Origin of the sequence: Nocardiopsis trehalosi NBRC 14201, assembly GCF_001552555.1 — a bacterium.
GTDB classification, from domain to species: Bacteria; Actinomycetota; Actinomycetes; order Streptosporangiales; family Streptosporangiaceae; genus Nocardiopsis_B; species Nocardiopsis_B trehalosi.
Genome location: NZ_BCRK01000021.1, coordinates 1 through 20088, shown reverse-complemented (window position 1 = coordinate 20088; position 20088 = coordinate 1). Strand labels below are relative to the sequence as shown.

The 20088-nt window shown below is 77.6% G+C and carries 19 protein-coding genes; 5 read left to right on the top strand and 14 right to left on the bottom strand.

Translation table 11 applies throughout. The features are described 5' to 3' along the window. Positions 1-201: 201 nt before the first annotated feature. From NT8_RS06270 to NT8_RS06215, 11 genes are all read right to left on the bottom strand, one after another. Positions 202-1281 carry a glycosyltransferase family 4 protein gene (locus NT8_RS06270; protein WP_067965208.1) on the bottom strand — a complete coding sequence of 360 codons (1080 nt, stop codon included), beginning with the start codon at positions 1279-1281 and terminating at the stop codon, positions 202-204. 175 nt (positions 1282-1456) lie between these two features. After that, positions 1457-3064: a lipid II flippase MurJ gene (locus NT8_RS06265; RefSeq protein WP_245646054.1), complete on the bottom strand. Its 1608-nt coding sequence runs from the start codon at positions 3062-3064 to the stop codon at positions 1457-1459. Between the two features lie 616 nt (positions 3065-3680). Continuing rightward, entirely contained in the window at positions 3681-4676 is a 996-nt protein-coding gene (locus NT8_RS06255) for a hypothetical protein (RefSeq protein ID WP_067965204.1), read from the bottom strand. Between the two features lie 62 nt (positions 4677-4738). Next, a complete protein-coding gene (locus NT8_RS06250) occupies positions 4739-5869 on the bottom strand; it encodes a copper transporter (protein ID WP_084468685.1) in 1131 nt (376 codons plus the stop codon). Next, on the bottom strand, positions 5866-7071 hold the full coding sequence (gene steA, locus NT8_RS06245; RefSeq protein WP_067965202.1) for a putative cytokinetic ring protein SteA: 1206 nt from the start codon (positions 7069-7071) through the stop codon (positions 5866-5868). The genes NT8_RS06250 and steA overlap by 4 nt, the downstream gene beginning before the upstream one ends. Before the next feature lie 144 nt (positions 7072-7215). After that, entirely contained in the window at positions 7216-8916 is a 1701-nt protein-coding gene (gene recN / locus NT8_RS06240; RefSeq protein ID WP_067965200.1) for a DNA repair protein RecN, read from the bottom strand. Positions 8917-8990: 74 nt separating this feature from the next. Beyond that, positions 8991-9929, bottom strand: coding sequence for an NAD kinase (locus NT8_RS06235; protein ID WP_067965199.1), 939 nt, complete (start codon positions 9927-9929; stop codon positions 8991-8993). Positions 9930-10174: 245 nt separating this feature from the next. Then, positions 10175-10975 carry a TlyA family RNA methyltransferase gene (locus NT8_RS06230; RefSeq protein WP_067965197.1) on the bottom strand — a complete coding sequence of 267 codons (801 nt, stop codon included), beginning with the start codon at positions 10973-10975 and terminating at the stop codon, positions 10175-10177. Positions 10976-11143: 168 nt separating this feature from the next. Further along, a complete protein-coding gene (locus tag NT8_RS06225) occupies positions 11144-11347 on the bottom strand; it encodes a hypothetical protein (protein ID WP_067965196.1) in 204 nt (67 codons plus the stop codon). Between the two features lie 603 nt (positions 11348-11950). Beyond that, positions 11951-12220 (bottom strand): hypothetical protein, encoded by a 270-nt coding sequence (locus NT8_RS06220; RefSeq protein WP_067965194.1) that lies wholly within the window; start codon positions 12218-12220, stop codon positions 11951-11953. A 93-nt stretch (positions 12221-12313) separates the two neighbouring features. Next, on the bottom strand, positions 12314-13015 hold the full coding sequence (locus NT8_RS06215; RefSeq protein WP_084468684.1) for a TetR/AcrR family transcriptional regulator: 702 nt from the start codon (positions 13013-13015) through the stop codon (positions 12314-12316). An 89-nt stretch (positions 13016-13104) separates the two neighbouring features. Between NT8_RS06215 and NT8_RS06210 the strand changes: the two genes are divergently transcribed. Continuing rightward, positions 13105-13458, top strand: coding sequence for a hypothetical protein (locus NT8_RS06210; RefSeq protein ID WP_067965193.1), 354 nt, complete (start codon positions 13105-13107; stop codon positions 13456-13458). 125 nt (positions 13459-13583) lie between these two features. Here the strand turns inward: NT8_RS06210 and NT8_RS06205 are convergent, their stop codons facing one another. Then, positions 13584-14075 carry a hypothetical protein gene (locus NT8_RS06205; protein ID WP_067965192.1) on the bottom strand — a complete coding sequence of 164 codons (492 nt, stop codon included), beginning with the start codon at positions 14073-14075 and terminating at the stop codon, positions 13584-13586. Positions 14076-14418: 343 nt separating this feature from the next. After that, entirely contained in the window at positions 14419-15363 is a 945-nt protein-coding gene (locus NT8_RS30265) for a hypothetical protein (protein ID WP_067965190.1), read from the bottom strand. A 224-nt stretch (positions 15364-15587) separates the two neighbouring features. Here NT8_RS30265 and NT8_RS06195 point away from each other — a divergent pair, with 224 nt between their 5' ends. From NT8_RS06195 to NT8_RS06185, 3 genes are all read left to right on the top strand, one after another. Next, positions 15588-15938 carry an SCP2 sterol-binding domain-containing protein gene (locus NT8_RS06195; protein WP_067965265.1) on the top strand — a complete coding sequence of 117 codons (351 nt, stop codon included), beginning with the start codon at positions 15588-15590 and terminating at the stop codon, positions 15936-15938. 61 nt (positions 15939-15999) lie between these two features. Further along, positions 16000-17370 (top strand): DUF1015 domain-containing protein, encoded by a 1371-nt coding sequence (locus NT8_RS06190; RefSeq protein ID WP_067965189.1) that lies wholly within the window; start codon positions 16000-16002, stop codon positions 17368-17370. An 11-nt stretch (positions 17371-17381) separates the two neighbouring features. Beyond that, the gene (locus tag NT8_RS06185; RefSeq protein WP_067965187.1) at positions 17382-18383 is read left to right on the top strand and encodes an HAD-IIA family hydrolase; all 1002 of its coding nucleotides are present in this window, start codon (positions 17382-17384) and stop codon (positions 18381-18383) included. 136 nt (positions 18384-18519) lie between these two features. Here NT8_RS06185 and NT8_RS06180 read toward each other — a convergent pair whose 3' ends face one another. Further along, a complete protein-coding gene (locus tag NT8_RS06180) occupies positions 18520-19488 on the bottom strand; it encodes a cation diffusion facilitator family transporter (RefSeq protein WP_067965186.1) in 969 nt (322 codons plus the stop codon). 140 nt (positions 19489-19628) lie between these two features. Between NT8_RS06180 and NT8_RS06175 the strand changes: the two genes are divergently transcribed. Next, entirely contained in the window at positions 19629-20012 is a 384-nt protein-coding gene (locus tag NT8_RS06175) for an ArsR/SmtB family transcription factor (RefSeq protein ID WP_067965184.1), read from the top strand. Positions 20013-20088 lie beyond the last annotated feature (76 nt).

Sequence of the window (20088 nt, the reverse complement as noted above, 5' to 3'; positions counted from 1 at the left end):
GACACCGTCGCGAAGGGATACTCCCCTCACCTGATCCGAAGAACCGAACGCCTGGGGCGCTCCGGCCGTTCCCGGATCCCTCTCATCATGCCATCGAACGCGCGCTGTGAACACTGGGCGCTGTCCGTGTCCGATGCCACGTCAGAGGGGGTGGCCGACCGTGGTATCCCACGGTCCCCACCTGCCCCGGGTCCGCGCCGGTCACCGCCGCGCCAGCTCCCGGTAGAGCCCGGTGACCTGGTCGAGCACGTCGTCCTCGGTGGGCAAGATCACAGCGGCGCGGGCGGCGGCGGCGCGCAGCCGCCCGGCCAGGGCCGCGTCGTCGAGCACCGACCCGACCGCGGCGGCGAGCGCCGCCGGGTCGCCCGGCGCCACGAGCAGGGCGGTCCCGCTGTACAGGTCCGGGATGCCGCCGACCCGGGTGGCCACGACGGGCAGGCCGGCCCGCAGCGCCTCCATGACCACCAGCGACGGCCCCTCCCAGCGCGACGGCAGCACGAACAGGTCCGCCGCCGCCAGCAGGTCCGCGACGTCGGTGCGGTGGCCCAGCAGCAGCACCGGCAGGTCGCGCTCTGCGGCGCGGGCGGCGAGCGCGCCGCGCAGCGGGCCGTCCCCGGCCACGGCCACCACCGGGCGCGGGCCGCGGTCGGCGATGGCGGGGACCGCGTCGAGCAGCACGTCGAGCCCCTTCTGCGCGGCGAGGCGGGCGACCACCAGCAGCAGCGGGCGGCCCTCGGGCACGCCCAGGGCGGCCCGCACCTCGGCGCGGGTGCGGCGCGGGGGCGGCATCGGCGGCGCGGCCACCACGGCGGGGCGGGCGTCGCGGGCGCCGCGCTCGCGCATGCGGCGGACCAGGTCGCCCGACACGCCCAGAACCGTCTCGGCGCGGCGGGCCACGATCCGCTCCAGGACGGGGAACACCAGCGCACGCGGCCCGGTGGCCTCGGGGGGCGCGTTGTGCAGGGTGACGGCGAGCGGGGTGCGGGTCGCCAGCCCGCTCAGCGCCCCGGCGCGCACCCCGTGGGCGTGCACGGCGTCGGCCCCGGCCAGCGGGCCGCCGAGCCGGAGCAGCGCCGCGAGGTCCCGGCCGGGGTGCGGCACGGCCCCGATGCCGACGGGCGCGAACGCCGCCCCGGCTGCGGTGAACCCGAACCGCTCCCCCGTCTCGGGCGGCCCGGCCACCACCACCCGGTGGCCCCGCTCCACCAGGCCGCGGGCCAGCGACCGGACGTGGTTGCCCACGCCGCCGCTGCTCACCCCCAGGACGAGCGCGATCCGCACGGTCCACCCCTTCCCCTCGTCGTCTCCGTTGTGCGCACCCGGGGCGCCGGGCCCCGGGCGGCCCCGTTCCGCACGGCCCGCGCGCGCCGGTCCGCCCGCCGGTGCCGGGCGGGCGCCCGGTCGCGGGCGGCGCCCGGTCCCGCTCCGGACGGGCGGGCGGTGCGGCCGGGCGGGCTCATCCGCGCCCGCCGGTGCCGCGCGCGACCCGGCCGCGCGCCAGTGCCGCGCTGACGGCGGGCGCGTCGACCGCCGCCGCGACGGCGGCGAACGCGAGGACGGCCGTCGCGCCCGAGGCCGCCGCCGCCCCCGCGGCGCCCCAGGTCCCGTCGGCCGGCAGCGCGGCGGCGACGGCCGCGCCGGCCGCGTACCCGGCGGCCGCGCCGAGGAGCGCGGCGAGCAGGCCCCGGCCCAGCCCGGCCAGCGCCGCGCGGCCGCGCACGGCCACCACCGTCGCGGCGAGCAGGGCGGCGGCCAGGCACAGCCCGAGGGCGGACGCGGCGCCGAGGGCGGCCACCGTCCACCCCGGGGGCGCCACCGCGACGAGCCCCACTCCGGCCGCCATCACCACGGCCCACCCGGTGACCTGGGCCAGGGCGGCGCCCCGGCCGTGGTGGACCGCGTACAGGGCCCGGCTCAGCACGGCGACCAGGCCGAACCCGGCGATGCCGGGGGCCTGGGCGACCAGCGCCCGTTCCAGCGGCAGCGGGTCGGCGGCGAACACGGCGGCCACGGGCCCGGCGGCGGCGGCCAGCGCGGCCGCGGGCGCCGCGGTGAGGACGGCGGTGGCACGCGCCGCCGCCGACAGCACCGCGTCGTAGCCGTCGCGGTCGCCCTCGCCGTGGCGCACGGACAGGGCGGTGAACGCGCTGGTCGCGATCGGCACCGCCACCACCCCGTAGGGCAGGGTGAACAGGATCCAGGCGTAGCTGTGGAGCACGGCGGCCCCGGCGCCGCCGCCGCGGTTGGCGAGGGCCAGGGCGAGCAGCAGCGCGAGCTGCATGGCGACCAGCGGGGCCAGCGCCGCGCCGGCCAGCGCGCGCACGCGCCGCCCGGTGCCCGGGGGGAACGCCAGGCGCGGGCGCAGCGGCAGCCGCAGCCGCAGCGCGGGCACCAGCGCGGTGAGGAGCAGCGCGGCGACCCCGGCGGTCGTCCCGAGCGACAGGGTCAGCTCGGCGGCGGCGGGCACGGCGGCGGGGTCGTCCTGGGTGCCGGCGCCCAGCGGGACGAAGGCGAGGTAGGCGCCGATGACCACCAGGCTCGACACCAGCGGGGCGAGGGCGGGGGCGAGGAAGCGCCGGTGCGCCTGGAGCACCCCGTAGAGGACGGCGGCCAGGCCGTAGAACACGATCTGCGGCGCGAACACCGCGAGCAGGCGCGCGGCGAGGGCGAGCAGCGCGCCGGGGTCGCAGCCGGCCGTGCCGCCGAGCATCAGCGCCATCACCGGCACGGCGGCGGCGGCGAGGAGCAGGCTGAGCGGGACGGACACCAGCAGCGTCCACGTCAGCAGCGCCGAGGCCACGTGCCCGGCGGTGGCCCGGTCGCCGCGCGCGGCGGCGGTGGCCAGAACGGGGACGACCATCCCGGACAGGGCGCCGCCGATGGCGACCTCGAACAGCACCGTGGGCACCTGGTTGGCGGTGACGTAGGCGGTGCCCAGGCAGTTGTCGCCCACGGTCTGGGAGAACACGAGGGTCCGGGCGAACCCGGCGATCCGGGCGAACCCGGTCACCACGGCGATGAGCGCGGCGGCCCCGGCGACCCCGGCCGCCCACTGCCGCGTCACCACCCCGCCCCCCGCCACCGGCCCTCCGCGCACCGAGGCGCGGCGACGGCCGCCCGGCGCCGGGCGGCGGATCGCACCGGAGGTCCGTTCGGTGCCGGTGGGAGCGGCCGCGCCCCGCCGACCGGTCCGCGCGGCACCGGGCCGGCCGGCGTGGCCGGGTGGCGCCGCAGCGCGGCGGACCGGCGCCGCCGGCGCCGGGCGTCCGGCGGACCGGATACCGCGACCGGCCGGACGGCGGAGCGGGCGTTCCCGCCGGCCCGGACGCTGTGGGCGGCGGAGCCGGGCCGCGTCCACCGGAACGCCGCACGCGCGCCGCCGTGGCATGCGGCCGCGGCCGCGACGGCCCACACGGGCCGCCCCGCACGCGCGCGGCCAGGAGGGTTCGGAACAGCGGGGCGCCGGACGTCCGCACCCGCCCCGCTGCGGAACACCCACGGGACGACGAGAGCGCGGGCGTCCTCGTATGGCCGCCCCCCACGCGCGCGGCCGGGCGGACCCGGAACAGCGGGACGCCGGACGTCGGCGCCCGCCCCGCTGCGGAACGCGCACGGGGCGGCGTGCGCGCGGCGGGGCGCGGCTCCGGGGGCCGGGCGTGGGGGTGGGGGCATGGGTCCGGTCAGGTACGGTCGCGGGCCGGCGGGCCGGCCTGCGCGGGCACGACCACCCGCGCGGGCGGCGGTTGGGGCATCGGGGCGTGCGCGGGGACGGGCCCCGGGGCGGGCGCGGCGTCGCGGCGCCGGCCCAGCTCATCGAGGCGGCGCAGCGGCGGGGTGGCCGCGATGACCCGGCCGAAGCTGACGAACTCGCTGGCCAGGGTGAGCCCGGCGACGGCGCCGAGCACGCCCAGGCGGGCCCGGCGGGGCAGGGACGCGGCGGCGGCCGTGCCCAGGGCGGCGCCCAGCGCGTTCGCGCCCGCGTCGCCGAGCATGGCCCGCTCGTCCAGGTCCTCCGGGAGCAGCGCGGCGGCCGCGCCGAGCGCGGCCCCGGCGATGCCCGGCGCCGGCCCCGCCAGCGCCGGCGCGCCCGCCGCCAGCGCCACCTTGGCGGCCCGGCCGGGCCGCAGGTCGAACAGGTTCATCAGGTTGGCCGCGCCCGCGATGAGCGCCCCGTCGAGGAGGGCGTCGAGCGGGCGGCGTCCGGCGAGCGCCGCGGCGGCCACCCCGGACGCGCCGATCCCGGCGATCTTGACCGCGCCCGTGGTGACGGTGCCCCGGCGCAGCGCCGCCAGGTGGCCGCGGAACCCCCGCGCGCCGGCGGTTCCGGACAGGTCGTCGTAGGCGCCGAACGCCCCTGCCCCGGCCACCGCGACCAGGGCGGCCGCGCGCCACCGCTCGGGCACGCCCGGCGCCAGCGCCACCCCCGCGCAGATACCCGCGGTGACCGCGGGCCCCTCCACGAGGGTGACCTGCTCGCCGCGGAAGTTGGTCCGCTGCCAGACGTCGCGGGAGTGCTCGGCGGTGCGGAACACGTCGCCGTCGACGCGGTCGCGCCGGCGGGGCCCCAACAGCGTGGCGTAGGCGCCCCGGGCGCAGGCCGCTCCGAGGAGTGCGGCGGCCCCAGCGGCGCGCAGGCGCCGCGCGCGGCGGGCGGTACCGGACGGGCGGACGGTCATGGGGGTGTCGCCTTCCTTCTCTCCTGGACCCGGGCGCGCCGCTGACGGCGGCGCGGCGGGACTCAGCCCTTGCCGGTCTCGACGTCGCGCACGGGCCGGTCGGCGGGGCCGACGCCGGCGTCGTCGCCGGCGGGGTCGGCACCGGAACCGTCGCCACCGTCCTCGGCGCCGTCGCCGTGGGGCGGGCTGCGCCGGTCCTGCGGGTCGGCGCCGCTCTCGCGCACACCGGGCAGCGGGTCGGGCAGGAAGCCGTCGACGCCCTCGCCGATGCCGTAGTCGCCGGCGCGGCTCTCGGTGGCGGCGGCGACCGCGAGGACCGTGGCGACGTCGCCGGCGGTGCGCCCCGCGCTGTCGACCGTGCTGAACGGCTCCTCGGCGGCCCGCGCCTCGGCGAGGATGCCGCCCGCGCCGAGCGCGCCGGTGTCGCCGACGAGGACGGCGCCGCCGACGGCGTCGTGCAGCGCGCGGGTGAGGGCGAGCATGGCGTCGTTGCCCGGGGAGTCCGTGCCGTCCTGCGGTTCGGGCGAGCCGCCGGTGGTGGCGAACACCGTGCCGGGTGCGAGGACGACGCCGATGTCGCCCTGCTCGGCGGGGTCGCCCTGCACCGCCACCAGACCGGCCTCGGTGAACCCGGCGAGGACGGCCGAGGCGTCGAACCCGGTGGCGTCCTCGGCGGCGGGGTCCTCGCCGCCGGTGCCGGGGTCGATCACCGCCCGCGCCAGTTCGGCGCCGGCGCGCTCGTGCGCGCCGCCGCGCGGCAGGTCGGCGCCCGCGGCGAGCTGGTCGGTCAGCTCGTTGACGAACGTCGCCTGGTCGGGGTCGATGTACTTCTCGGTGAACGCCACCCGGCCCGGGACGGTGCCGCCGGCCTGCTCGATGCGGGCGACGACGCCGTTGCGCAGCTCCTCGTCGACCCCCGGCGACTCCAGAACCACCACCCGCACCCCGGCGAGGCGGTCGGCGAGGATGTCGTCGGAGAACGCCGCGGCGAGCTGGTCGCCGCCCGCGCTGTAGCGGTCGACCACGTCCTTCTCACCGCGCAGCTCCTCGCTCTCCTCGCGCAGGTCGGAGGTCTCCGACTGCAGCGTGTTGAGCAGCGGGTCCTGGAGCATGGTGGTGCCGAGCACGATGCCGACCGTGAGCGCGAGGAACACGGCGACGATGGAGACCAGGTGGTAGCGGAAGTCGATCACGTGAACAACCCCGTGAGCCAGTAGAGGAACGCGTCCCACCGCACCGCCAGGAAGGTGATGTACACCTGCCCCGCCGGGGAGCTGTAGGCCGCGACCAGGATGGTGAGCAGAGAGGCCGCCACGAGCGCCAGCAGCGTCCAGGGCGAGATGCGGCTGCGGTACAGGCGGCTGACCCCCTTGGCGTCGACGAGCTTGCCGCCGACCCGCAGCCGGGTGAGGAACGTGCTGGCCATGCCGGCGCGCCCCTTGTCGAGGAACTCCTCCAGGGTGGCGTGCGTGCCGACGGCGACGATCAGCGCCGCCCCGGAGTCGTCGGCCAGCATCATCGCGACGTCCTCGCTGGTGCCCGTGGCCGGGAACACCACGGCCTGGTGGCCGAGGTCGTGGACCCGCTTGAGGCCGGGCGCGCGGCCGTCGCGGTAGGCGTGCACCACGAGTTCGGCGCCGCTGGTCAGCGCGTGGTCGGACACCGAGTCGAAGTCGCCGACGATGATGTCGGGCCGGTACCCGGCCTCCAGGAGCGCGTCGGCGCCCCCGTCGACCCCGATCATGATGGGGCGGTACTCGCGGATGTAGGATCGCAGGGCGGCGATGTCCTCGCGGTAGTGGTAGCCGCGCACGACGATCAGCGCGTGCCGGCCCTCCATGCGGGTGTCGATGTCGGGGACCCCGACCCCGTCGAGCAGCAGGGCGCGCTCGCGGCGCAGGTACTCCATGGTGTTGGCGGCGAACGCCTCCAACTGCACGGACAGCCCGGCGCGGGCCTCGGCCATGGCGGCCTCGACCGACGCGACGTCCTGCACGGCCCCGGTGGCGACCACGGCCGACCCGCGGTAGAGCACCCCGCCCTCCAGGCGCACCGGTTCGCCGTCGCGGACCCGCGAGAAGACCTCGGGGTCGACGTCGTCGACGAGCGGGATGCCCGCCTCGACGAGGAGCTGCGGGCCGAGGTTGGGGTAGCGCCCGCTGATGCTGGTGGCGACGTTGAGCACGGCGGCGACGCCGCACTCGACCAGCGCCTCGGCGCTCACCCGGTCGAGGTCGACGTGGTCGATGACCGCGATGTCGCCGGGGCGCAGCCGCTTGGTGAGGTTCTTGGTCCGGCGGTCCGACCGGACGGGTCCGGTGATACCGGCGGAACCGTCGGGGCGCGCCCGGCGGATTCTGGGGATTCGGGCGCCGAGCGCCGTCGGGACCTTCATTGCTCGCATACTGCCACGCGGGTCCGCGCCACCGTTATAGCGCGCGAGTACACGGCGTGTTCACCCGGTGACACCGTTTTCCGGCGTTCCGGGGCACACGCCCCCATCGTGACCTGCGGCGACGCGGGCGGCCCGCGTGGAGGGTCAGCGGGCGCGGTCGGCGGCCGCGATCGTCAGCAGCTCCTCGGCGTGCGCCCGGCCCAGCTCGGAGTCCTCCAGCCCGGCGAGCATGCGCGACAGCTCCCGGGTGCGGCCGCCGCGGTCCAGCCGGGTCACCCCGCTCTCGGTGACCGTGCCGTCGTTGGACTTCTCGATCACCAGGTGGTTGTCGGCGAACGCCGCCACCTGCGGCAGGTGCGTGACGACGATGACCTGGGCGCGGCGGGCCAGCCGCGCCAGCCGGCGGCCGATCTCGACCGCCGCCTTGCCGCCCACCCCCGCGTCGACCTCGTCGAACACGAACGTGGGCACCGGGTCGGCGCCGGCGAACACCACCTCGATGGCCAGCATCACACGCGACAGCTCACCGCCGGACGCCCCCTTGTGCAGGGCCAGCGGCGGGGCGCTGGGGTGCGGGGCCAGCAGCACCTCGATGTCGTCGCGGCCGTGCGGGCCGAACTCGGTGCCCGTGGTGATCTTGACCGCGACCCGCGCGTGCGGCATGGCCAGCGCGGTCAGCTCCTCGGTGACCGCGGCCCCGAACGCCTCGGCGGCGGCGGTGCGCACGGCGGTCAGCTCGTCGGCCAGGCCGGTCAGCCGCTCGGCGAGCTCGGCCTCCTCGGCGCGCAGCGCGTCGATGCGGTCGTCGTCGCCCTCCAGGTCGGCCAGCCGCTTGGCGGCGTCCTCGGCCCACGCCAGCACGTCGTCGGTCGTCGCGCCGTACTTGCGGGAGAGCTGGGTGAGCAGGGAGCGGCGCTCCTGCACGGCGGCGAGCCGCCCCGGGTCGGACTCGACCGACTCGGCGTAGGACGCCAGCTCGGTGGCGGCGTCGCTGAGGACGTAGCCGACCTCCTCCAGCCGGTCGGCCACCGACGCCAGCGCGGCGTCGTGCTCGCGCACCGCGGCCAGCGCCCCGCGGGCGGCCGCGAGCAGGCCCACCACGTCGGCCTGCACCTCGGCGGCGGGGTCGCCGGTCAGCGCCTCGTGGGCGGTGGTGGCGGCGACGCGCAGCGCGTCGGCGTGCGCCAGCCGGGCCTCCTCGGCGAGGAGTTCGGCGTCCTCACCGGGGCGGGGCTGCGCCTCGGCGATCTCCTCGGCGCCGAACCGCAGCATGTCGGCCTCCTGGGCGCGTTCGCGCGCCCGGGTGGTCAGCTCGTCCAGCTCGGCGGCGACCTCGCGGTGCCGGCGGTAGACGGCCGCGTAGGAGTTCAGGGTGCGGGCCAGCCGGTCGCCCGCGTACCGGTCGAGCGCGGCCCGCTGCCGCTCGGGGCGCAGCAGCCGCTGCTGGTCGGACTGGCCGTGCACGGCCACCAGGTCGTCGGCGAGGTAGGCCAGCACGCTCACCGGCGCCGACCGGCCGCCCAGGGTCGCCCGCGACCGGCCCTCGGCCGACACGGCGCGGGTGATGATGAGGACGCCGTCGTCCAGCTCGCCGCCCGCCTCGGTCACCCGGTCGGCGACCCGGCCCTCGGCGGGCACCGACAGCCGGCCCTCCACCACGGCGCGGTCGGCGCCCGGCCGCACGCGCTGCGGGTCGGCGCGCCCGCCGAAGAGCAGACCCAGCCCGGTCACCACCATGGTCTTCCCGGCCCCGGTCTCGCCCGTGACGACGGTGAACCCGGGGGACAGCTCCAGAACGGCGTCGTCGATGACGCCAAGGCCCTGGATGCGGACTTCTTCGAGCACCGAATCCTCTCCTGCTCCCACCAGTGGGTGTACCGCTCGGACGCGGGACGCCTGCCCGGCCCCCCGCCGTTCACTCACAGATCGTGCTCGGCGCGGCCCCTCCACCCCGCCACGGGCAGGGCGAACTTGGCGACCAGCCGGTCGGTGAACGGCGCCCGCTGGAGCCGCGCGAGGCGCACCGGCACTTCGCCGCACGTCACCTCGATCCGCGCCCCGGCGGGCAATTCGACCTTACGGCGTCCGTCGCACCAGAGCACGCCCGCGGTCGTCTCGGGCAGCACCTCCAGGGCGATCGTGGAATCGGGCGAGACCACGATCGGCCGCGCGAACAGGGCGTGCGCGCTTATGGGCACGACCAGCAGCGCCGCCACCTCCGGCCACACGATCGGACCGCCCGCCGAGAACGCGTGCGCCGTCGACCCGGTGGGGGTGGCGCACACCACACCGTCGCAGCCCCAGCGCGACAGGGGCCGGCCGTCGATCTCCAGCACCATCTCCAGCATGCGGCGCGCCGACGCCTTCTCCAGGGTGGCCTCGTTCAGCGCCCAGGTGCGGACCGGCGGGCCGGTGCCGTTGCGGCCGTCGTTGTACACCGCCACGTCGAGGGTCATGCGCTCCTCGACCTCGTAGTCGCGGGCGACCACGCTGCGCACCGTCGCCGACAGGTCCTCGCGCTCGGCCTCGGCCAGGAAGCCCACGTGGCCCAGGTTCACCCCGAGCAGCGGCGTCCCGGCCGGGCGGGCGATCTCGGCCGCCCGCAGCAGGGTGCCGTCGCCGCCCAGGACCATGACCAGCTCCGCGCCGGAGGCGGCGTCGTCGGGGCGCACCACCTCGACCGGGTGCAGGTCGACCCCCGCGGCCTTCAGCTCGTCGGCCTCCGAGGCGATCATCCTGACGGTCAGCCCGGCGTCGGTGAGGCTGCGGTGCACCAGTTCGATACTGCGCAGCGCGGCGGAGCGGCCGGTGTGCGCCACCAGCAGCACACTGCGGCCGCCCGGTCCAGGGCCGGTCATGGGCGTCTCCTCGCATCGCCTGGGGGTACCCGTGGGTGGCGCCGCCCGGCCCCACCCGGCCGGGTCACTCTAGCCGGAGGCGGCGCGGGGGACGGCGCGCACGGGTCGACGTTATCCGCTGCCGCCACCGGGGGGCGGTGTCCAGGGGCCCGCCCGCGACCTCGGGGTTCGCCCGGCCGCCGAACGGTACACGACACCGGGGACAGGCGCGGCCGGGCGGGCGATCCGGGAACGGGGGCCCGGTGTCAGCGGGGCCCTTCGGCGATCGCGCGGGCCAGGCGGTCCTCCCGCAGCGGGCCGGCGTCGGCGCGCAGCCGCAGGAAGTACTCGACGTTGCCCGAGGGGCCCGGCAGCGGGCTCGCCGTCACGTCGGCGGTGCCCAGGCCCAGGGTGCGGGCGTGCTCGGCGACGCCGCGCACGGCCTCGGCGCGCAGCTCCGGGTCGCGCACGACACCGCCCGCGCCCACCCGCTCCTTGCCCACCTCGAACTGGGGCTTGACCATCAGCGCGAAGTCGGCGGCGGGGTCGGCGCAGCGCACCAGCGGGGGCAGCACCAGCTTGAGCGAGATGAACGACAGGTCGCCCACGACGAGGTCGGGCAGCGGCTCACCCACCTGGCCGGGGGTGAGTTCGCGCACGTTGCACCGCTCCAGCACGGTCACCCGGTCGTCGCTGCGCAGCGACCACGCCAACTGCCCGTACCCGACGTCGACCGCGACCACGTGCGCGGCACCGCGCCGCAGCAGCACGTCGGTGAACCCGCCCGTGGACGCGCCCGCGTCCAGGCAGCGGCGGCCGGCGGGGTCGACGCCGAACGCGTCCAGGGCGCCGATGAGCTTGTGCGCGCCGCGCGAGACGTAGGCGGGCGCGTCGTCGGGGGTCTTCACGACGATGGGCTGGTCGGTGCCGACCTGGGTGGCGGGCTTGGTCGCGAGCACGCCCGCGACGCGGACGCACCCGCCGTCGATCAGTTCGGCGGCGTGGCCGCGCGAACGGGCGTGGCCGCGGCGGACGAGTTCGGCGTCGAGCCGGGTGCGTTTGGGCATGGGAGTGCGCTGCGCCTATCTGCGGGGAAACCTGCGCAAGCGACGATACCGCCGACCGGGGCGGGGGCCGCCCGCGCGGCGCGGCGGGATGGGGACGCGGCGCGTCCCGCGCCGCGCAGCGGAGCGGGTGGCGGGGCCGCCGGCGGTGGGTCGGCGGGCGCCGACGGGTCAGCGGGCGCCGGGCTCGTCGCGGTCGAGGGCGGCGAGCACCCCGGACAGTTCGCGGTGCAGGTCGTCGAAGACGGCGACGTGCTCGTGGACGGCCAGGTCGTCCAGTGCCGCCAGCCGTTCGCGGGTGCCTTCGACGGTCCGCTCGACCAGGCCGTCGGCGACGGCCTCCTCGTCCTGCCCCGCGCCGTCCTCGCCCGCCACGCCACGCCCCCCGCCGTCGTCCGGTGCCCCCGCACGGGTGTGCGGGTCCGGGCCGAAGCCTACCGAGGAACCCGCGTCGCACATGGCAGGTCCGCGCCGCGCACGGGGCACGGGTGCCGGGTCCGGACGCGGCAGGGACGGGTGCGCCGGCTCGGCCCCGCGCCGGCGCGCCGCAGGCGGCCGCCCGGACCGTCCCGTCGAACGGGCATGCCGTGCGAAGGCGGCTCCGCGGAGAACGCCGGGGCGGGCGGTCGGACGGGGCTGTGACGCCGCGCGCCGCCGCCCTTGGGAGGGTTTTCGGATGCTTCCGGATCAGCGAGCGGCCTCTCCCCTACCGTGCCTGCTTCTCGGGTCGGCACAGCGGGGGCTCTGGACGCTCGCAAGCCGATCCGCGAGATCCGTCCCGGTCTGGCCGTTCGAGCCGATCGGCGCCGCGAGCGCCGTTCGGGCCCTGCTATGCGAAGCCGCGGAGCAGCGCACGGTGGGGGCGTGGTCGCGAGCCCGGGATGATCAGGAAACACCACTCAGGGCCGCGACGCGGCCGGTCGGCCACGGGCCCGGGACGGCACCCGGGCGGTCGCGCTCACGGCCGCCGTCGGCCGGTCACGCCTCGCGGACGCCGTCGGCGAGCACGACGCCCGCCCTCCGGCAGAACTCCTCCAGCGAGATGTCGCCCGCCCATGGACCGCCGTGCCGGAACCCGGCGATGACCGGGCCGTCCACGTCGCCGACGGCGACGTCCCCGTGCCCCCAGCGGTACCGCAGGTACAGGTAGGTGCCATCAGCGGTCCACGCGTCCCACTGCGAGGGGGTGGCCCGGCCGGTCCGCACCGCGCGGACGATGACCACGGGCTCCGGGGCGTCGCTCTGCACACCGCAACGGTAGCCCGGCCGTCCCCGGAGGCGGACCGGCGGGCGCCGCCCCGGGGCCGGTCGCGGTGCCGGCGGGCGGGTGCCGGCCGGGCCTCACGCGCCGGGACGGCCGCCCCGCTCCGCACGTGGCCGCACCGGCGGTGCGGGCGGCCGGCCCACGGCATCCAGCAGGTCGATCGGGGCGGGCGGCGGCAGCGGCCCCGCGCCTTCGGCGTCGAAGGCGCCGAGCAGGTAGCCCACGAGCCGCTTCGAGGCGGCCGGCCCCGCACGGCCGGCGGCGGCGATGACCCCTCTGTTGGCCGCCATCAGCAGGGCGAGGTCCGCCGGTACGAAGTCCGCGCGCAGCCGCCCGGCCGCCTGGGCGCGCCGCGTCAGCTCGGCCATGCCCTCGACGGCGCGGGCGCGTTCGCGTTCGCGCGCGTCCGGCGCCGGGAAGGCCGCGACGAAGGCCGCGCTGAAACCGTGGTCGTCGGCCTGGAGCGCGCACACCCGCTCGACGGCGGTCCGGAAGCCCCGCCACGCGTCGGGGTCGGCGAGCGCGTCGTCGACGACGGAGGCGCAGGCGGCGAACTTCTCGGCGAACACGACCTCGACCAGGGCCTCCTTCGTGGGGAAGTGCCGGTAGAGCGTCGCGATGCCGACACCGGCGCGCCGGGCGATCGCGGCCATCGGCACGTCGAGCCCGCGCGTGGCGAGGAGGTCGCGCGCGACCTCGGCGATGCGGTCGCGGTTGTGCCGCGCGTCGGCGCGCAGCCGTGCCGGGGCGGTCGGCAGGCGAGAGGATTCGGCGCTCACCCTTCTCACTTTACGGCAAACGGATGGCCCCCTCCGCTTACCGTGTTACGTTCGGCGCGACGCGACGTTCAGCCACAGAGGAGGACGAAATGGGATACAAGGGGCCGCTGCCGAAGGGCGCGATCGACCACGTGAACGCGTGCGCCGTGAAAGCGCGGTCGTCGCGGCGCCTGGGCCCGCTGGTCCGCCGGCACCTCACGGTCGTCACCTACACGGGCCGCCGGTCGGGGCGCACCTTCAGCACCCCCGTCGCGTTCCGGCGTTCGGGCCCGACGGTCACGATCGGCGTCCAGATCCCCGACGCCAAGCGGTGGTGGCGCAACTTCACGGGCGAGGGAGGCCCGATCACGCTCGAACTCGACGGAGCGGACCGCACCGGCCACGCGATCGCCCACCGCGACCCCCGGGGCCGCGTCACCGTCACCGTCCGCCTGGACGACTGACGGCGGCCGGGGCCGCCGGCCGGGGCGGCCCCATCGCCCCCGCCCGGCGCATCAGGGGGCGCCCCTCCGCACGTCGTCCCCGGTGGAACGGCCGTTCCCGCGACTCGGCCCACCGCCATCGGGCGTCAGGAGGCGAGGAGGTCCAGCAGGAACCCGACGCAGAGCAGATAGGCGGCACCGCGTTTGATCCGGTGGCCCAGGGAGGGATCGGCGAGCACGCCGGAGAGCAGACGGGGCATGACGGAAACCAGGGACAGGGTGCCGACGACCATCGCGAAGATGGCGAGCGCTGGGGAGAACCACAGGTCCTCGCCCAGTACGGCGGCGAGGGCCGCCAAGCCCGAGACCACGACCGCGGCGACGGCACCCACCGTGAGGACGGCCACCGCCTCCCGGCTCCGCGACGACTCGGGGTGGTCCTCGTCGATGAGGCTGCGCGCGATGTCGCGGAAGCGGCGCGGCCCGATGATGTCGTAGACGATCACCAGCCCGGACAGCAGGGACAGCACCTTGCCGCCGCGGCTCAGCCAGAGCACCGGGACGCCGAGAACGGAGTGGCCGATCAACTGCTCGCCGGACCACCACAGGGCCAGGGCTTCATTCGGGTCGAGGTTCATCCGGAAAGGCTAGGGCGGCCACACCCCGCCGTGGAGCGGGCCCGTTCGGCCTCATTCCGACGCGGCGCCCGACCCGCCCCGGCCCGCCCGGCATCCACACGGCACGGGACCGAGGCGCGGAAAGCCGGTGGTTCGGGCCGCCGCCCTGGCGGTTGTGGCGAGGAGATGAGCACCTGCCGGGGCACGTGCCCGAACGGGTGCGGTCACCACCCGCAGAGCGGCACGCGGCCGCCCCCGCCGGCGGGCGGCTCGGTTCCGTCGCCGGGCGGCCGTCCGCGCGCGTGACCGGCATCCGGGGTCGGCACACCAGGGCCCGAGGCGGTCGGGCGGCGGGTGGCGGGGATCAGTCGGTCTTCTTCGCCGAGCCGTTCTTGGTGCGGGCGCCGCCGGAGCGCTTGGTGCCCTTGGCGGTCGACCTGGAGCGGGCGGCCGTGGACTTGGCCTTGGCGGTGCGGGGGGTGGACGCCTTCTTCGACGCGGGGGCGGATTCGGCGTCGGCCGGGCCGTCGTCCCCGGCGGCGGCCGGGGCGGCCTCCGCCGACGGCGGCGTGCCGTCCGCCGCCGCGGCCGGTTCCGCTCCGGTCTCGACCGTGTCGGTGGGGGGCGCCTCGGGGGCGTCTTCGGCGGCCCCGGCGGTGACGTCACCGGTGGGTTCGCCGTCCGCCGTGAACAGCGCGGGGTCGCCGACGTCCCGGGCGGTCCCGGCGGCCGCGTCGGCGGGTTCCGGGGCGGTGTCGGGGGCGTCGGTCGGGGAAGCGGTCGGCGCGGCGGCCGCGTCGGCGGGGTGCGCGGGGGCCGGGACCGCGTCCGGGGAGGCCGCCGGGCGGGGCGCCGTGGTGGCCTCGGTCACGCCGGGGGTCGGGCGCAGCGCGGCCTGGACGTCTGCGGGCTGCACCGGGGCCGGAGCACCGGCGGACCGGGCGGCGGGCGCCCGCTGCGCGAGGCGGCGCTCCAGTTCGGCCACCCGGCGCGCGAGCCGGTCGTAGTCGTCGCGCCGCACCAGGTCGAGCCGGCCGAGGACCTGCTCCACCTCCGCCCGCACCAGCGCGTCCAGCGCCTCGCGGTTGGCCCGGCTCGTCTCGATCAGGTCGGTGGCCAGGGTCTGGATGGTCGCGCCCACGCGCGGCGCCCCGGCCGCCCCCTCCGCCGCATCGGTGCCGCGCGTGCCCGGCGCCCGGTCGTCGGCCGCCCGCAGCAGGGTCTTCGCCGCCGCCACGGCGCGCTTGCGGGTGAGTTCCGTGAGGCCGCTGGCGGCGTCGAGATAGGCGCGAACCGCATCGACGACCATGGTGACGTGCTCCTTGCTGCTCGACCGTGCCACAAGAACGTGCCACTGGGATGAGGGGGTTCCAGGGGGTTCGTGCGACAACGCTACCGGGATCGCCCGGCACCGGGAGCCCGAACCGCGCACGCGGCGGCCGCCCCGCCACCGGCCGGGTACCCCGCGCGGTCGCCGCCGCCCGGCCCGGCCGTCGCGGCGGGCACCGATCGGGGTGCGGCATCATGGGGGGCATGAGCAGCGTTGAAGAGTGCCGGGCGGCGATCGGCAAGGTGTCCGACCGGATCATGAAGGTCGACGAGGCGGACCGGCGCAAGCACCTCGTGGAGCGCACCGTCAGCGTCACCGTGCCCGACCTGGACACGGTGTTCGACATGCGGCTCACCCGCAACGGCCTGGAGGACGTCACCCCCCGGGCCGCCGCCGCGCCCGCCGACCGGGCGCAGGTGCGCATCACCGTGTCCAGCGGTGACCTGGTGGAGCTGGCCGAGGACCGGCTCGACTTCGCCAAGGCGATGCTCTCCGGCCGGGTCAAGCTCGACGCGAGCTTCGGCGACCTGCTCCGGATGCGCAAGCTGCTGTAGACCGCCACCGCCCCCGGGCCCGCCCCCTGGGGGCGGGCCCGGGGGCGGGTATCGTGCCAGCGTGCGCACAGATTCGGACCCGACGGAGTCGGACGCGGAGGTCCTGGAGCTGGCCCCGTTGCGGGGGCTGCGCTACGCGACCCCCGACGCGCGCGCCCTCATCGACACCCCCGGGTTCGACCTGGCCCTGGCGCTCGCCCCGCCCTACGACGTCGTCGACGCGGCGGCGGTGGCCGACCTGGTCGGCGCCGAACCGCACAACGCGGCCCGGCTGACGGTGCCGCCCGCCGCCGAGAGCGCGGTGCTGGCGGGCGAGCTGACCGGGCCCGACCGCTACGCCGCGGCGGCCCGCACCCTGCGCCGGTGGATCTCGACCGGCGTCCTGGTCCGCGACCCCGACCCCGTGCTCTACGTCTACGAGCAGACGGCGCCCGACGGCACCCGCCAGCGCGGCCTCATCGGCGCGCTGCGCCTGCCCGCTCCCGGCGGGACGGTGGTGCGCCCGCACGAGGACGTCGCCGCCGCACCGGTCGACGACCGCGTCCGCCTCATGGCCGCCACCCGCGCCAACCTGGAGCCGATCCTCCTGCTGTACCGGGGCGGCGCGGGCGCGTCGCGCGGGGCCGCCACCCGCACCACCGACGCCGTGGCCGACGGCGCGGACGCCCCCCTGGTCGACACGGTGACCGGCGACGGCGTGGCGCACCGGCTGTGGGCGGTCGCGGACCCCGCCGCCCAGGCCGCCGTCGCCGCCGATCTGGCCGGACGCACCGCCCTGATCGCCGACGGGCACCACCGCTACGCCGCGTACCAGCGGCTGCGCGCCGATGCGGCCGCCCCGGGACCGTGGGACCACGGACTGGCCCTGCTCGTGGACTCTGACGCCTGGCCCCCGCACCTGGGGGCGATCCACCGGGTGGTGCGCGGCCTGGACACCGCTGCCGCCGCCCGCGCGGCCGAGCGGGTGGCCAGGGTCAAGAAGGTCTCCGCCGGGGACGGTCCCGACGGGGGGCTCGCCCGGCTGCGCGCGGCCGCCGCGCACGGGCCCGCACTGCTGCTGGCCGACGCGTCGCAGGCCCGCTACCTGGTCGACGGGTTCGACCCGTCGGCGCTCACGCGCGCCGCTCCCGGCCGGCCACCGGAGTGGCGGGCGCTGCCGACCGCCGCCCTGGAACACCTGCTGCTGCCGCTGTGGGGCGCCGGCGACGAACGGGTCGACCTCGTGCACGACGACCCCGCCGCTTCCGCCGCGGCGGCCCGGCCCGGGGCGGACACGGCCGTCCTCGTGCCGGCCCTGGACGTCGCGGACGTCTACGCGGTCACCGCCCGCGGCGGACTCACCCCCCGCAAGTCGACGTCCTTCGGCCCGAAGCCCCGCACGGGGCTGGTGATCCGCGAGTTCGCCACCCCCTCCCGCCCACCCCGACCCTGATGACGGAGCGCATGACTCTGCTGACCTCGACCCGACCGCTCACCGCCGTCCACGACGCGGCCCTGCTCGACCTCGACGGGGTCGTGTACATCGGCGCACGGCCGGTACCCGCCGCACCCGAGGCGATCGGCAAGGCGCGGGCGGCCGGCATGCGGGTGGCGTTCGTCACCAACAACGCCGCCCGGACCCCCTCCGCGATCGCCCACCGGCTGACCGCCATGGGGATCGACGCCGCACCGGAGGAGGTGGTGACCTCGGCGGAGGCCGCCGCCCGCCTCCTCGCGGAGCGGTTCCCCGCCGGGTCGCCCGTGCTGGTCGTCGGCGACACCGGCCTGCGGGTGGCGCTGCGCCGGCAGGGCCTGCGCCCGGTGACCCTGGCCGTGGAGCGGCCGGTGGCGGTCGTGCAGGGGTACTCGCCGCGCCTGGGGTACGACCAGCTGGTCGAAGGCACCCTGGCGGTGGCGCAGGGGGCGTTGTTCGTCGCCAGCAACAACGACGCGACCGCGCCGCTGGACCGCGGCATCCAGCCCGGCAACGGGTCGATGGCGCGGGTGATCGCCCACGCCACCGGCCGCGAGCCGGTGGTCGCGGGCAAGCCCATGCGGCCCCTCCACGAGGAGGGGGTGCTGCGGACCGGCGCGGTGTCGCCGCTGGTGGTCGGCGACCGGCTGGACACCGACATCGAGGGGGCGACCGCGCGCGGTGTGGCGAGCATGCTGGTGCTGTCGGGGGTGACGACCCCGGCCGAGGCGGTGACCGCCGCTCCCCCGCACCGCCCGTCGTACCTGGCGTGGGACCTCGACGGCCTGCACCACCCCCACCCCGAGACGGCGGTCGACAACGGTGTGGCGCGCTGCGCGGACTGGGTGGCGCGGGTGGACAACGGCACGGTGCTGCTGTCGGGCGACGGCGACCGCCTCGACGGCCTCCGCGCCGTATGCGCGGCGGCGTGGGCCTCCCCCGACCCCGAAGGCGTGTCCCCCGACGAGGCCCTGTCCCGCCTGGGGTGGTAGCCCCCGCCCCGCCGCCTCGGGCTGGCCCGACTCCCCGACCCCACCGGCCCCGGTCACGGCGAGGCGGCGCTCCCGGCGGAGACGGCGCCGACACCGGGACGAGCCGGAGCGGTGTCCCCGCCCCCTCAGCCCGGCATCAGCGGTGGTGGGCGAGCCCGGCGTGTGCGGCGCCGGCCCCGCGATCGGGTTCGACGTGCACGACCACGGCGCGCATCCGGGGCACGGCGTGCAGCACCGCGTGTTCCACCTGATGGGCGATCCGGTGTGCCCGGGCAACGTCCAGGTCGGCGTCGACCGCCACCGACAGTTCGGCACGCAGGCTGTGACCGACCCACCGCATCCGCGCCTCCCCGGTCGCGGCGACCCCCGTCACATCGCGGGCCGCGTCCTCGACCGCCTGGACCAGGGCCGGGTCCACGGCGTCCATCAGCCGGGCACCGACCTGCTTGGCCGCGCCGTAGCCCACGAACGTGATCGCGACGGTGATGGCCAGGCCGACCAGCGGGTCGGCCATCGGGTAGCCGAGGGCGACACCGGCGGCGCCGCCCACCACCGCCAGGGAGGTGAAGCCGTCGGCGCGGGCGTGGGCGCCGTCGGCGACCAGCGCCGCCGACCCGATGCGCCGCCCCACCCGGATGCGCCAGCGCGCCACCAGTTCGTTGCCCGCGAACCCGATGACCCCGGCTGCGGCGACCGCCCACAGGTGGGCCACCGGCCGCGGGTCGGCCAGCCGGTGCAGCGCCTCGTATCCGGCCGCGGCGGCCGAGGCGGCGATGAGCACCACCACGGCCACCCCGGCGAGGTCTTCGGCGCGGCCCAGCCCGTAGGTGAAGCGGCGGGTCGCCGCCCGGCGCCCCAGGATCAGGGCGGCACCGACCGGTAGCGCGGTCAGGGCGTCCGCGAAGTTGTGGACGGTGTCGCCCAGCAGCGCCACCGATCCGGTGAAGGCGACCACGGCGGCTTGGAGGGACGCGGTCACCATGAGGGCGAGGAACGACCAGGCCAGGGTGCGCACGCCCAGCCGACTGGACTCCAGCGCGGAGTCGAACCGGTCGGCGGTGTCGTGGCTGTGCGGGGTGACGGCATGGGCCAGGCGCGCCCACACCGCCCCCACACCGCGCCGGGACCCGTGGTCGTGACCATGACCGTGGTGATCGTGCTCCGCGCGCATCGGGCCGCGCCTTTCGTCCGGGGTCGCGGGCCCGGCGGTTGCGGCCGGGCCCCTGCACACGACATCATGCAAACATGCACGCGCACAATAACGCAAATGGTCCGCCGGACGGTTCCGACGAACAGTACGGCGCCGCCGCCGAGGTGCTGGGCCTGCTGGCCGACCCCACCCGCCTGCACCTGCTCCGCCTCCTCGGCGAGGAGCAGGACGTCACCACGCTGACCTCCCAGGTGGAGGCGTCGCGGTCCTCGGTGTCCCAGCATCTGGGGCGGTTGCGCCTGGCCGGATTGGTGACCTCCCGCAAGGACGGGCGCCGGATGCTGTACCGCATCACCAGCGACCACCTGGCCGCCCTGGTCGACGAAGCGCTCGGCTACGCCTACCACGCGGTCCACGACGTCCCCCACCACCGCAGCCCCCCGACGCCGCGCGTACCGGCCCCGGACCCCCACGCCTGAGCCCCCACCTGGCGGCGGCGGACGTCCTCGGTGAGCGGCGGCGCCGGCGACGGCCGCGCCTGATGGGCGGCTCCCG

Bases quoted from the DNA above. Each gene is read 5' to 3' on its own strand.
- NT8_RS30265 (WP_067965190.1), bottom strand. From the start codon at position 15,363: ATGGTCGTCGATGCGGTTCGCGCCTATCTCGACGCCGCCAGCGGCCTC.
- NT8_RS06230 (WP_067965197.1), bottom strand. From the start codon at position 10,975: ATGCCCAAACGCACCCGGCTCGACGCCGAACTCGTCCGCCGCGGCCAC.
- NT8_RS06210 (WP_067965193.1), top strand. From the start codon at position 13,105: ATGGGATACAAGGGGCCGCTGCCGAAGGGCGCGATCGACCACGTGAAC.
- NT8_RS06205 (WP_067965192.1), bottom strand. From the start codon at position 14,075: ATGAACCTCGACCCGAATGAAGCCCTGGCCCTGTGGTGGTCCGGCGAG.
- NT8_RS06255 (WP_067965204.1), bottom strand. From the start codon at position 4,676: ATGACCGTCCGCCCGTCCGGTACCGCCCGCCGCGCGCGGCGCCTGCGC.
- NT8_RS06175 (WP_067965184.1), top strand. From the start codon at position 19,629: ATGCACGCGCACAATAACGCAAATGGTCCGCCGGACGGTTCCGACGAA.
- steA (WP_067965202.1), bottom strand. From the start codon at position 7,071: ATGAAGGTCCCGACGGCGCTCGGCGCCCGAATCCCCAGAATCCGCCGG.
- NT8_RS06235 (WP_067965199.1), bottom strand. From the start codon at position 9,929: ATGACCGGCCCTGGACCGGGCGGCCGCAGTGTGCTGCTGGTGGCGCAC.
- NT8_RS06195 (WP_067965265.1), top strand. From the start codon at position 15,588: ATGAGCAGCGTTGAAGAGTGCCGGGCGGCGATCGGCAAGGTGTCCGAC.
- NT8_RS06185 (WP_067965187.1), top strand. From the start codon at position 17,382: ATGACTCTGCTGACCTCGACCCGACCGCTCACCGCCGTCCACGACGCG.